Raw genomic sequence first — 11,431 nt, 5'->3', positions numbered from 1 at the left:
CAAGGGGTTCTTTTTTAAAAAACGTAATTTTATATCAATCAACTCAATAAAATAACGCATTTTTACAACAAACAATTTTGTTTAGGACAGGATTGGGGAAATATATTTAAATCGTTGTTAAACGTAAAGTATTCGTTTTTCCAAACTCGTTTGCAGGTGTTGCATTAAGGTTAATCACCATATCTGTATCTTCTACAAATCCCATATCTTTTGCCATTTGATTTACTTTAAGAATGGTTTTATCTGTACCAACCTCATCTGTATAGTAATATGCTCTAACTCCCCAAAGTAAATTGAGCATTGTGATCACACGTTTATTAGAACTAAAAACTACGATGTGCGAATTTGGTCTATGCGCAGAAATTTGGAAAGCGGTGTAGCCAGAGTTCGTTAATGTGATAATGGCTTCTACTTCCGTTGTTTTTGCAATTCTTACTGCAGCAAGACAAACTCTATTGGTCACGAAACGTTCGTCAATACAACTAAAATCATGCTCTATTGGTTCATTTTTGCTTAGATAAAAATGTGTTTTTTCAATATTTTGCACAATTTTGGTCATGTTTTCAACTACTTGTACTGGATATCTACCAACCGAAGTTTCGCCAGAAAGCATCACAGCATCTGCACCATCTAGTACAGAGTTTGCCACATCATTCACCTCTGCTCTTGTTGGTGTAAGGCTATTGATCATCGTTTCCATCATTTGTGTAGCGATGATAACTGGTTTGCTGAAGAATCTTGCTCTTTCTACAAGTGTTTTTTGTATTGCAGGAACTTCCTCCATCGGAACTTCTACACCAAGATCTCCACGAGCAACCATCAAACCATCACATTCCAATAGAATTTGATCGATGTTTTTTACGCCTTCAGGTTTTTCAATCTTTGCAATAATGGGTGTTTTCTTATCACCTTTTGGGTGTTTCGCCATCAAATCTTTTAGATCTCGTATATCTTGTGCATGTCTCACAAAGGAGAGTGCAATCCAATCCAACTCTAGATCCAACATGAAATTTGCATCTTCTATATCTTTTTCCGTTAATGCTGGTAAAGAAACATTGGTATTTGGCAAATTCACACCTTTTTTGGAACTTAAAGGTCCACCTTGGATTACTTTTGCTCTTACGGTATCAATTTCATTAGTTTCTATTACTTCTAATGCTAGTTTTCCATCATCAATTAAGATTCTTTCACCAACTTTCACATCGTTCGGGAAATTTTGGTAAGTCATGTAAACGATTTTAGAATCGCCTTCCATTTTTTCGTTGGTAAAGGTGAGGATGTCGCCAGGATTTAAGTAAGATCCTTCTTTTACTACACCTACTCTTAGTTTTGGACCTTGTAAATCTCCTAAAATACTAACCGAAGTTCGCATTTCCTCGTTTAGTTCTCTAATTATTGCAACGTTTTTTGTTACTAAATCATAATCTGCGTGAGAAAAATTTATTCTAAAAACATCTACACCAGCAATTATCAAATCTCGAATAACTTTTTTAGAATCTGTAGCAGGTCCTAAAGTGGCTATTATCTTTGTTTTCTTTAAGCTTTTATTTAATATGTTAATCATAGTATTGTATCAAATGATAAAGTTCCTCTTCAGAACTTATAATATATTTTTGCACATCGAAGGCAATATTTTTCGGGAGCAAAATTAAGGAAAAATCATGGATATCATCAGTTGTTTTGATAATATAATCTATATCTCTATATTTATTTAGCAAAAATCTCTCATTTTCTTCGTCAACAAACAATTCTGTAATTTCTTTTTTTTGTAAAGAAGAGGTAGATTTATTGCTGAAAATATGAATGCAATTTTTGTATTCTATATCATATCCTTTATATACAGAGAAATTGTAATCAAAATATTTTCCACTATATTTTAAATCCTTAATTCTTTTAAAATTGAAATTGTTGATACGGTTTACAGCAAAAATGAATTCGTATTCAGGTATTTTTTTTACAGCTCTTATCAAACCAAGTGTTTCTTGGTCTTCTTCTAGATCATCAAGAATGAAGTTTTGATGTGCCAAGGATTTCTTCTTTTTTATTTAAACTGTAAAATGCTCTCTGTGCTGCTTTTTCTTCGGCTTTCTTTTTAGAAACCTCCGTAGAATTTGCAATTTTTTTGTTATTTAGAAAGACGTCACAGCGAAAGTTTGTCTGTTTGTTTGGGAGAATTTCTATTTCGGTTTTATATACCAATGTTAATTTTTTCTTTTGGCTCCATTCCAGAAGTAAACTTTTGTAGCTGATAATCTTCTGCTCTAGTTTGTTCATATCTTGTGGTGTGAGCAACCTAGATAATACTATTTTCTCGCAAATTTCATATTGCAAATCCAAATATATAGCACCTACAAGAGCTTCAAACAAGTTGCCAGTAATATTTTCCCCTAGTATAATTCCTTTAGGATTAATTAGAAATGAGGTAAGTTTTAATTCTTCGCCAAGTTTGTTTAAATTTTTTCTGCTTACGATTTTAGATTTCATCTGTGTTAGAAAGCCTTCGTCTCCATCTGGATAAGTAGAAAATAAATGACAAGAAATAATGGATCCTAAAATAGAATCTCCTAGAAATTCCAATCGTTCATAGTTACTTGCATTCTTGGAAGGTTGGCAATTTTTTAAAGAAAAAGCTTCTTGATAAAGATGTATGTTTTTTACTTCGCAACCTAAAATTGATTTTAGTGCAGAATGTAGATCCTTATCTCTCTTAGATAAATTCTTTTTTCTTTTAGAAAGAAGGAATTTAGAAAAATATTTCTTTAATTCCATTGATGAAATTATATTTTCTTGAACAGTACACAAGCATTATGACCACCAAAACCGAACGTATTGCTCATTGCAACATTTACTTCTTTTTCTACGGGTGTATTGAATGTGAAATTTAATCTACTGTCTATTCTTTCATCATCAGTAAAGTGATTTATCGTTGGAGGAACAATGTTATTTGTAATGGCTCCAAGACAAGCAATAGCTTCTATTACACCAGCTGCACCAAGTAGGTGACCGGTCATAGATTTTGTAGAATTTATTTGAATATTAAAAGCGTGATCTCCTAATAATTTAGAAATTGCATTAGATTCTGCAATATCTCCTAATGGAGTAGAAGTTCCATGCATATTGATGTGGTCTACATCTTCTGTAGAGCATTCGGCATCTTCTAGACAATTTTTCATTACCAAATAAGCTCCTAATCCTTCTGGATGTGGTGCCGTCATGTGATAAGCGTCTGCACTCATTCCGCCACCTTTAAGTTCTGCGTAAATGGTTGCTCCACGTTTTTTCGCGTGTTCGTACTCTTCTAAAATAATTGTTCCAGAACCTTCCCCTAAAACAAAGCCATCTCTATCTTTGTCAAAAGGTCTGGATGCAGTTTCAGGACTATCATTTCTTGTTGATAGTGCCATCATTGCATTAAAACCACCAACTCCACTTGCTGTAACAGCAGCTTCTGATCCGCCACAAACTATTACATCTGCTTTGCCTAATTGAATAAGCATTTTAGCATCTATCAAAGCGTTTGCAGAACTAGCACAGGCTGAAACTGTAGCATAGTTTGGCCCATGAAAACCATATTCTATAGAAATATGACCAGGGGTAATATCCACAATCATTTTTGGAATGAAGAAAGGATTAAATCTTGGAATTTCAGATTTTGCCCAATCTAGAACTTCTATTTCAAAAGTTTCTAAACCACCAATACCTGATCCCCAGATTACACCTACACGATTTTTGTCTACGCCATCCTCAATAATTCTAGAATGTGCAACTGCTTCACGAGCAGAGATCAATCCAAATTGAGTATTTCTATCCATTTTCTTTGCTTCCTTCTTTTCAAAGTAGTTCAAAGGGTTGAAATTTTTGACCTCGCAGGCAAATTTTGTTTTGAAGTTTGTGGTATCAAAAAGAGTAATTGGTGCTGCACCGCTTTTACCAAGCAGCAAGCTTTGCCAGTATTCTTCTGCAGTATTTCCGATTGGAGTTATAGCGCCGAAACCTGTTACAACTACTCTTTTTAATTCCATAAGCTAATAATTTTAATTCTAAAATATTATTTGTTTACTACTTCTTCAATATAAGCTACAGCGTGACCTACAGTTGTAATTTTCTCTGCTTGATCGTCTGGTATTTGGATGTTGAATTCTTTTTCAAATTCCATAATCAATTCTACAGTATCCAAAGAATCTGCTCCCAAATCATTTGTGAAGCTAGCTTCTGGTGTTACTTCTGTTTCTTCAACGTCTAGCTTATCTGCGATGATAGCTTTTACTCTTGATGCAATGTCTGACATAATAATTAATTTATAAATTGTTAATGCTGCAAATATAAAAAAATCTTTGCTATAAAGTTATTTTTTTCAGTTTTTATATCAAATTTACCCAATTTACTTTTTGGGCTATTTGTACACAATTATATAATTAAAGAAGAAATACCATTTTCTCCCGTATCTTTGCAAAAAAAAATAAATAATGTCCAGACTTATATCCGACTTAGGATTGATTCATCCACTCCAAAATGCTTTGAAAGATTTAGAAATAACTGTATCTACAGAAATTCAGCAGCAAATAATTCCCATAATTTTAGATAAATATAATGATGTTGTTGCCCTTGCTAAAACTGGAACAGGGAAAACTGCAGCTTTTGGTTTGCCAATTTTGCAGTTGGTAGAACTTGAAAATAAAAATATACAAACATTAATTCTTGCACCTACTAGAGAATTGGCGCAGCAAATTTTTAATAATATTAAAGATTTTGCCAAATATTTACCAGAAATTTCTACCGTTTTACTTACTGGTGGAAATACGGTGAAGTCTCAAGTTGAAGAATTAAAAGACAATCCGCAAATAATAGTAGCAACACCTGGTAGATTTTTAGATCTTCTGCAGAAAGAAGCATTAGATGTTAACAATTTAAAACATTTAATTTTAGATGAAGCAGATGAGATGTTTCAAGCTTTTAAAGATGATTTGCTTTCTATTTTGAAATCTTTACCAAAAAACCGCAGAACTTTTCTTTTCAGCGCAACGATGCCAGGAGAATTGAAAGATGTGGTGCATAATTATTTGTCCAAAGATGCCATTTCCATCAATGCGGAATTGGAAATTATGGCTAATGAAAATATTGAACATCAATATATAGTAGTAGATCCGATTGAAAAGTTGGATGTTTTGCTTCACTTTCTAAATTCTCAAGCAGATGGAAGAGGGATTATCTTTTGCAAAACCAAAGCTGCAGTGAATAAATTGGCGAAAAATCTCGCCATCCGAAAAATTTCCTCTGGCGCTTTGCACGGAAGTTTAACCCAAGGAATCCGAGATCGCATCATGGATCAATTTCGAGAAGGGCATATTAATATTTTGGTAGCTACAGATTTGGTAGCACGTGGGATAGATGTGCGAGAATTGGCATACATCATCAATTATCATTTGCCAGATACCAAAGAAGCGTACATTCACAGAAGTGGAAGAACTGGTAGAGCAGGAGCGAAAGGTCTTTCTATGACGATTATTCAACAAGAAGAAGTTGAAGAAATTGCCGAGTTTGAAAAAGAACTAGGCATAAAATTCAACAAAATAAATAAAGCAACCGCAGAAGATATAGAATGGAATAATACTTTGGTTTGGGCAAAAAAAGTTTTTAAAACCAAACCCAATCGAGAAATTCCAGAAGAAATGAGACAGCAAATTAAAACAATTTTTCATCACTTGACCAAAGAGGAATTGGTGGATAAAGTGCTTGCTAATTATTTGGCGGAGAAAGCTTAGGTTTTTAAGGTATCTATTTTTATTATGAAAAAAAGTCTTTCACTTCTAATATTTCTCTTTTATTTTTTACAAATTTCTGGACAAAAAGAAAATCCGTCTAGTTTTAATTCTATTACTTTGACGTACAAATTTCATCCAAAGTTTTTCCTTTTTGCAGAAGGCCAACTTCGTGGGATAGAAGATTTCTCTTATCCAGATTATTACGAAATAAAAGGAGGAATTGGCTACAATTTAACCAAAAATCACAAACCATTTATCGGAATTGGGCGTTACGGAAATTATACCAACAAAGAATTTGTAAAAGAAGAATTTCGTTTTTGGTTGCAAGATGTAATAGATTTAAAAATGGGAAAATTTAAATTTGAAAACCGTTTCCGAGCAGAGAAAAGTTGGTTTTACGAGCCAATAAAAGATGTACATTCCCAAAGAGTGAGGTTGCGCTATCGTTTGAATATTTCCGTGCCATTAAATTCAGAAACCGTAGAACCAGGAACTATTTTTGTTAATGCTTTTGATGAGGTGTTTTTTGTAGCCACAGATGATCCTTTATTTGCAAGAAATCGTTTTTTCAGTGGTTTTGGGTATCAAATAGATCGGAATTTTGGGATTGCATCTGGCTATGTTTGGCAGCGAGAATTTGGAAAAACGAGCAATAAAAATATACATTCCATCTTTTTGGCCCTAAATATCAGCATAGATAAAGCAGAAAAGAAAATCTATCCTTTTCCTGGCGCGGATTAACTATTTAAATTTAGAAATTTTGATCTAATTAAAAAATAGTCAGATCAATTAATTGAAAAGTTTATTTCTTAAATTGACATGAAAAAAGCTTTAAAATTCAAACTAATTAATATTTTAAATTTTAAAGCTAATCTCTATTAAAAAAAATTCTTTTAAAATTTACTTGCTAAATTCTTCGATAATTCTTTTGTTAAAAGCAGGGAGGTCATCAGGATTTCTGCTCGTAGTAAGGTTTCCATCGGTTACAACTTCTTCATCTTTCCAGTTTGCGCCAGCATTTTTAAGGTCGGTAGCAATGGATTTGTAAGAAGTCATCGTTTTGCCTTTTAAGACATCTGCTTCTATTAAAGTTTGTGGACCATGACAAATTGCGGCAACTGGTTTATTTTTCTCAAAAAAAGACTTTACAAAATTCACTGCATTTTTATCTTCTCGCAAAGCATCTGGATTGATAACGCCACCAGGTAAAAGTAATGCGGAATAATCTTCAATATTTGCCTCGGAAACAGTTTTGTTTACTTTCACAGAATCACTCCAGTCATGGCCGCTCATACTTCTTATTTCTCCAGATTTCAAAGAAATTATTTCTATTGTAGCACCTGCATCTTTCAACGCTTTCACTGGACTTTCTAATTCTGATTGTTCGTAACCATCGGTTGCAAGAACTGCAATTTTTTTATTTTCTAAATTATTCATAAGATTTTATTTGAAAAAACTAGCATCAGAAATTATTCCTGAATAGTAAATTCTTATAATTTTAAAACAATTTAGAATTATTTTAAACATAAAAAAAGCACAGATTTTTTCCACGCTTAAATTTTTCAATATATATTTTAAATTAATTTAAAGTTGCATCCAATGCAATTTCCATATTCAAAGCTTGGTTTACAGGATAAGTTTCTTTAGAATTTTCTACAAGTTTTTGAAATTCCTCTTCAGAAATTCCTTCAATATTAGCTTTCAAAATTAAAGTAGACTTAGAAATTTTTCCGTCGGATAAAGTAACTTTACAAGTAGTTTCCAGTTTTGTTGGGGTAAATCCTGCTTCTGCAAAATCTGCGCTCACTTTCATGGTGAAACATCCTGCGTGTGCAGAGGCAATTAATTCTTCGGGATTTGTTCCCGGTCCATCTTTAAATCTTGAATTATAAGAATAAGGTGCTTCGTTTAAAACTTCGCTGGAAGTGGTGATGTTTCCTTTTCCTTCTTTAATGGTACCGTTCCAAACGGCTGTTGCTGTTCTTTTCATTTTATTTTTTTGATTATTAATAATTCTGATTTTGTTGCAACAAAGATGTTACCAAAATATGTAAAGAAGAAAAATTTTAAGTTTTGATCTGATTACAATTTAAAATGTATTTCACAATTTAATTACAAGTTCAATTCATTTTTTAAAATTTGCAAGAACTACACAATTATACTAAAAAAAATTAAATTAAAATTTATTAGAAAAAACTTGCATAATTTTAATTTTAATTTTAGTTTTACTTTTATAGTTCACAAATTAAATTTTTATTATGAACAAATTATTTTTTTCCATGGGATTGCTTGTTGGCAGCATGTCTTTTGGAACTAATGTTGCAAGCAATCCTTCAATTTCTGAAGGTCCTTCTAAAGAAATAAATTCTATTAAAACTATAGAAAGTAATTCAATGGAAGAAGGTAGGGTATCTGTAGAGTATAGAACTATAACTCATAAAAACTTACCGCCTACATGCGAGTATAGAACTTGTAACACAAAAACAGTTCAAAATGCAGATGGATCTACTACAGAGTATAGAATCTGCAGTGAATGGATAGAAGTAGCATGTCCAACAACAGGACCGCAAGCTCCAACAATGAGTACTTCTTAAATTTTATTAACAGCTTCCATTTTTTGGAAGCTTAATTTTTTTTTAAATGACAAATATTAATTTAAAAATATTTATATTTTTAATTTTCACCTTTTTTTTCTCATGTAAATCGCAAAATTTAAAAGGAAAAATTGTTTTTGAAGCGCAAATTGAAAATATCAAAATTAAGAATGTTGAAGGCGAGCTCTTTTTCAATGATAAACAATCTTTATATATCATAAAATCAATTGACCAAAATACAAAAGTAAATAGGGAAACTGATGGATCAATTGTTTACCCCTCAAATTCGATTGATAGTATTGCTAATAAAAAGCGATTTATAATTTTTGATAGCAAATCAAGGAACTTTTATGGTAATATAATAAATGATAATATTGAAAATCTCATAATAGATTCTCCAAAATTCAATTGGATTTTTGCTAACGAAACTAAAACTATTTTAGGCTATAAATGCCAAAAAGCGATTTGTTCAATCTATGATAATGATTATGTGGCATGGTTTACACAAGAAATCCCAGCATCTTATGGTCCTTTAAAATTTAATGGTTTAGATGGAATGATATTAGAATTAAAATGCGATAAGACAAAGCTACATTTACTGGCTGTAAATATTCAGTTAGATGTACATCAAGCTAATAAAGAAATATTATCTTATACAAGTAAATACGATTTTTCAAAATCTGTAACACGTTCTGAATACAATACTGTTCTGGAGAATCAAATTAAAATGTTAGAGGATAAGTTAAATTTAAATATTACAGACGAAAAATATAAAACCAAATTTAAAAATTTAAACTGCGATGATTGTAATAAATAAAAAGAACAAATTTTTTCTTTCATTAATATTTATATGCTTTTGTGTAATTTGCAATGCTCAAACACAAAGATTCTTTTTTATTGTTTCTATGAAACTAGATTCGAGTTTAACAGTTAAAGATGTAACAGTTTTAGATATTAATAAAAATAGTTGCACTTTCTACAGCAATGAGTATTTAAAAGTAGATTCTTTGAATAAGGCTCACAATACTTACAAATTTGCATATCCAAATTTTAAAAAAATCATTACTAAGAAAGAAAATGAAGATTATATTTTTATTAACAGCATGTCCATGGCAACATACTATTATCCAAAAAAAATAAAATTAAAATGGATTTTATCTGATGATAAAAAAGTAATTGGAAAATTTAGTGTACAAAAAGCAACTACAAATTATGGAGGAAGAAAATGGACAGCTTGGTTTACAAATGAAATTCCACTACCTTATGGTCCATATATATTTTATGATTTACCAGGTTTAGTTTTGGAAGTTTATGATAATGCAAATGACTATCATTTTACTTTTGTAGAGAACAAAAATCTACTAGATAATGTGGACAAGGAAAATATTTTAGAAAAATATTTAGGTAAAAATAAATTTGAAATAAAACTTCTAGATTGGCAAAAAATTCTATTTAACTATTATAATAATCCTATTCCAGAATATAAAGATGGTAATGCAAGAATGGTTGGTGAGAACGGACAAGAATATACCGCAAACGATTATCGTGAAGTTGAAAAGCAGATTCAAACCAAAATGAAAAGGTATAATAATCCTATAGAATTGGATGAGAAAGTAGAATTTAAATAATATATTTTTAATATTATCAATATTAGATTTATAAAAAAAAGCTGCATAATGCAGCTTTTTTTTATTAATTGAAGTGATTACTTTATGAGCACAAATTTTATTAAGCGTTTTTTTTTACCCTAAAATTTTATAATAAAAACAAATATTCCAACCCTCTTGCTCAATCAAAATAATATTCCTAATTTTGCAGTCCGAAATGTAGAGTCTAAATATGAGATGCAGATTCTATCGGATTTATTAATGCTTCCACATTCATAAATTTATTAATTAAAATAAAAATATTTAAAATGGCTAAAAAAGTCTTTAAAATGGTAAAGCTCCAAGTAAAAGGAGGAGCTGCAAACCCATCTCCACCAGTTGGACCTGCATTAGGTTCTGCAGGTGTGAACATTATGGAGTTTTGTAAACAATTTAATGGAAGAACTCAAGACAAGCCAGGAGTGGTTTTGCCGGTAACTATTACCGTATACGAAGACAAATCTTTTGATTTCGTAATCAAAACTCCACCTGCTGCTGCACAGCTTATGGCTGCTGCAAAATTGACTAAAGGTTCTGGTGAGCCAAACCGTGTGAAGGTAGGGACAGTTTCTTGGGAACAAATTAAAACGATCGCTACAGATAAAATGGCAGATCTTAATTGTTTCACAATGGATTCTGCATTAACAATGGTTGCAGGAACTGCAAGATCTATGGGATTAAAAGTATCTGGAACTAAACCTAAAAACGCTTAATACATAGAACAATGGCAAAATTGACAAAAAAACTAAAAGAAGCGGCTGGTAAAATAGACAGTAACAAAATGTACAACCTAGAAGAAGCTTCGGCTTTGGTGAAGGAAGTAAATATTGCAAAATTTGATGCTTCTGTAGATATCGCTGTTAGATTGGGTGTAGATCCAAGAAAAGCAAACCAAATGGTAAGAGGTGTCGTATCTCTTCCACATGGTACAGGTAAAGACGTGAAAGTACTTGCATTAGTAACACCAGACAAAGAAGCAGAAGCTACAGCAGCTGGTGCAGATTATGTTGGTTTAGACGAGTATCTTCAAAAAATTAAAGACGGTTGGACAGATGTAGACGTTATCGTTACAATGCCAGCAGTTATGGGGAAACTAGGACCTTTGGGTAGAGTATTAGGACCAAGAGGTTTGATGCCAAATCCAAAATCTGGTACCGTAACTATGGACATCGGAAAAGCAGTTGCAGAAGTGAAAGCTGGTAAAATTGATTTTAAAGTAGATAAGTATGGTATCATCCATGCAGGAATTGGTAAAGTTTCTTTTGATGCTCAGCAGATTAAAGAAAATGCTAGCGAATTGCTCTCTACATTGATGAAATTGAAACCAACAGCAGCGAAAGGTATTTATGTAAAAAGCATTAATATGTCTTCTACAATGAGCCCAGGAATATCAATTGATACTAAATCTGCAAACTAAAACCTGAAAGAC

The 11,431-nt window shown here is 31.8% G+C and carries 14 protein-coding genes; 7 read left to right on the top strand and 7 right to left on the bottom strand.

Annotated features, from left to right (window positions below; translation table 11 throughout):
• Positions 1 to 106 precede the first annotated feature (106 nt).
• Genes pyk through HNQ03_RS11185 form a run of 5 tightly spaced genes read right to left on the bottom strand, consistent with a single transcriptional unit; the run spans position 107 to position 4,288 of the window.
• Positions 107 to 1,564 carry a pyruvate kinase gene (pyk, locus tag HNQ03_RS11205; protein ID WP_173779774.1) on the bottom strand — a complete coding sequence of 486 codons (1,458 nt, stop codon included), beginning with the start codon at positions 1,562 to 1,564 and terminating at the stop codon, positions 107 to 109.
• Positions 1,557 to 2,027: an IPExxxVDY family protein gene (locus HNQ03_RS11200; RefSeq protein ID WP_173779773.1), complete on the bottom strand. Its 471-nt coding sequence runs from the start codon at positions 2,025 to 2,027 to the stop codon at positions 1,557 to 1,559. The genes pyk and HNQ03_RS11200 overlap by 8 nt, the downstream gene beginning before the upstream one ends.
• Positions 2,002 to 2,769: a ribonuclease III gene (gene rnc, locus HNQ03_RS11195; RefSeq protein ID WP_173779772.1), complete on the bottom strand. Its 768-nt coding sequence runs from the start codon at positions 2,767 to 2,769 to the stop codon at positions 2,002 to 2,004. Before rnc ends, HNQ03_RS11200 begins: the two co-directional genes overlap by 26 nt.
• An 8-nt stretch (positions 2,770 to 2,777) precedes the next feature.
• Positions 2,778 to 4,022 (bottom strand): beta-ketoacyl-ACP synthase II, encoded by a 1,245-nt coding sequence (fabF, locus tag HNQ03_RS11190; protein ID WP_173779771.1) that lies wholly within the window; start codon positions 4,020 to 4,022, stop codon positions 2,778 to 2,780.
• Positions 4,023 to 4,048: 26 nt separating this feature from the next.
• Positions 4,049 to 4,288 (bottom strand): acyl carrier protein, encoded by a 240-nt coding sequence (locus tag HNQ03_RS11185; protein ID WP_076384135.1) that lies wholly within the window; start codon positions 4,286 to 4,288, stop codon positions 4,049 to 4,051.
• Between the two features lie 178 nt (positions 4,289 to 4,466).
• Here HNQ03_RS11185 and HNQ03_RS11180 point away from each other — a divergent pair, with 178 nt between their 5' ends.
• Entirely contained in the window at positions 4,467 to 5,762 is a 1,296-nt protein-coding gene (locus HNQ03_RS11180; RefSeq protein WP_173779770.1) for a DEAD/DEAH box helicase, read from the top strand.
• A gap of 24 nt (positions 5,763 to 5,786) precedes the next feature.
• A complete protein-coding gene (locus tag HNQ03_RS11175; RefSeq protein ID WP_173779769.1) occupies positions 5,787 to 6,503 on the top strand; it encodes a DUF2490 domain-containing protein in 717 nt (238 codons plus the stop codon).
• Positions 6,504 to 6,662: 159 nt separating this feature from the next.
• Here HNQ03_RS11175 and HNQ03_RS11170 read toward each other — a convergent pair whose 3' ends face one another.
• Both HNQ03_RS11170 and HNQ03_RS11165 read right to left on the bottom strand, forming a co-directional pair.
• On the bottom strand, positions 6,663 to 7,199 hold the full coding sequence (locus HNQ03_RS11170; protein WP_173779768.1) for a type 1 glutamine amidotransferase domain-containing protein: 537 nt from the start codon (positions 7,197 to 7,199) through the stop codon (positions 6,663 to 6,665).
• A 142-nt stretch (positions 7,200 to 7,341) separates the two neighbouring features.
• Entirely contained in the window at positions 7,342 to 7,752 is a 411-nt protein-coding gene (locus tag HNQ03_RS11165; protein ID WP_173779767.1) for an OsmC family peroxiredoxin, read from the bottom strand.
• Positions 7,753 to 8,020: 268 nt separating this feature from the next.
• Between HNQ03_RS11165 and HNQ03_RS11160 the strand changes: the two genes are divergently transcribed.
• The 5 genes from HNQ03_RS11160 (at position 8,021) to rplA (ending at position 11,419) form a co-directional block, all read left to right on the top strand.
• A complete protein-coding gene (locus tag HNQ03_RS11160) occupies positions 8,021 to 8,356 on the top strand; it encodes a hypothetical protein (RefSeq protein WP_173779766.1) in 336 nt (111 codons plus the stop codon).
• A gap of 46 nt (positions 8,357 to 8,402) precedes the next feature.
• A complete protein-coding gene (locus HNQ03_RS11155) occupies positions 8,403 to 9,173 on the top strand; it encodes a GLPGLI family protein (RefSeq protein ID WP_173779765.1) in 771 nt (256 codons plus the stop codon).
• Complete coding sequence (locus HNQ03_RS11150) at positions 9,157 to 9,984, top strand: GLPGLI family protein (protein ID WP_173779764.1); 828 nt, start codon at positions 9,157 to 9,159, stop codon at positions 9,982 to 9,984. Before HNQ03_RS11155 ends, HNQ03_RS11150 begins: the two co-directional genes overlap by 17 nt.
• Positions 9,985 to 10,271: 287 nt before the next feature.
• Positions 10,272 to 10,715, top strand: a complete 444-nt coding sequence (rplK, locus tag HNQ03_RS11145; RefSeq protein WP_173779763.1) for a 50S ribosomal protein L11 — start codon at positions 10,272 to 10,274, stop codon at positions 10,713 to 10,715.
• 11 nt (positions 10,716 to 10,726) lie between these two features.
• Complete coding sequence (rplA, locus tag HNQ03_RS11140) at positions 10,727 to 11,419, top strand: 50S ribosomal protein L1 (protein ID WP_173779762.1); 693 nt, start codon at positions 10,727 to 10,729, stop codon at positions 11,417 to 11,419.
• Positions 11,420 to 11,431: the final 12 nt, after the last annotated feature.

Origin of the sequence: Frigoriflavimonas asaccharolytica (assembly GCF_013294015.1) — a bacterium.
GTDB lineage: Bacteria > Bacteroidota > Bacteroidia > Flavobacteriales > Weeksellaceae > Frigoriflavimonas > Frigoriflavimonas asaccharolytica.
Note: the sequence above shows the minus strand (reverse complement) of the source record. Positions and strands in the feature narration are given on the sequence as shown.

Coding starts and splice junctions, on each gene's coding strand:
- HNQ03_RS11180 (WP_173779770.1), top strand. CDS start 4,467: ATGTCCAGACTTATATCCGACTTAGGATTGATTCATCCACTCCAAAAT.
- pyk (WP_173779774.1), bottom strand. CDS start 1,564: ATGATTAACATATTAAATAAAAGCTTAAAGAAAACAAAGATAATAGCC.
- rnc (WP_173779772.1), bottom strand. CDS start 2,769: ATGGAATTAAAGAAATATTTTTCTAAATTCCTTCTTTCTAAAAGAAAA.
- rplA (WP_173779762.1), top strand. CDS start 10,727: ATGGCAAAATTGACAAAAAAACTAAAAGAAGCGGCTGGTAAAATAGAC.
- HNQ03_RS11175 (WP_173779769.1), top strand. CDS start 5,787: ATGAAAAAAAGTCTTTCACTTCTAATATTTCTCTTTTATTTTTTACAA.
- HNQ03_RS11160 (WP_173779766.1), top strand. CDS start 8,021: ATGAACAAATTATTTTTTTCCATGGGATTGCTTGTTGGCAGCATGTCT.
- HNQ03_RS11185 (WP_076384135.1), bottom strand. CDS start 4,288: ATGTCAGACATTGCATCAAGAGTAAAAGCTATCATCGCAGATAAGCTA.
- rplK (WP_173779763.1), top strand. CDS start 10,272: ATGGCTAAAAAAGTCTTTAAAATGGTAAAGCTCCAAGTAAAAGGAGGA.
- HNQ03_RS11155 (WP_173779765.1), top strand. CDS start 8,403: ATGACAAATATTAATTTAAAAATATTTATATTTTTAATTTTCACCTTT.
- fabF (WP_173779771.1), bottom strand. CDS start 4,022: ATGGAATTAAAAAGAGTAGTTGTAACAGGTTTCGGCGCTATAACTCCA.
- HNQ03_RS11150 (WP_173779764.1), top strand. CDS start 9,157: ATGATTGTAATAAATAAAAAGAACAAATTTTTTCTTTCATTAATATTT.
- HNQ03_RS11165 (WP_173779767.1), bottom strand. CDS start 7,752: ATGAAAAGAACAGCAACAGCCGTTTGGAACGGTACCATTAAAGAAGGA.
- HNQ03_RS11170 (WP_173779768.1), bottom strand. CDS start 7,199: ATGAATAATTTAGAAAATAAAAAAATTGCAGTTCTTGCAACCGATGGT.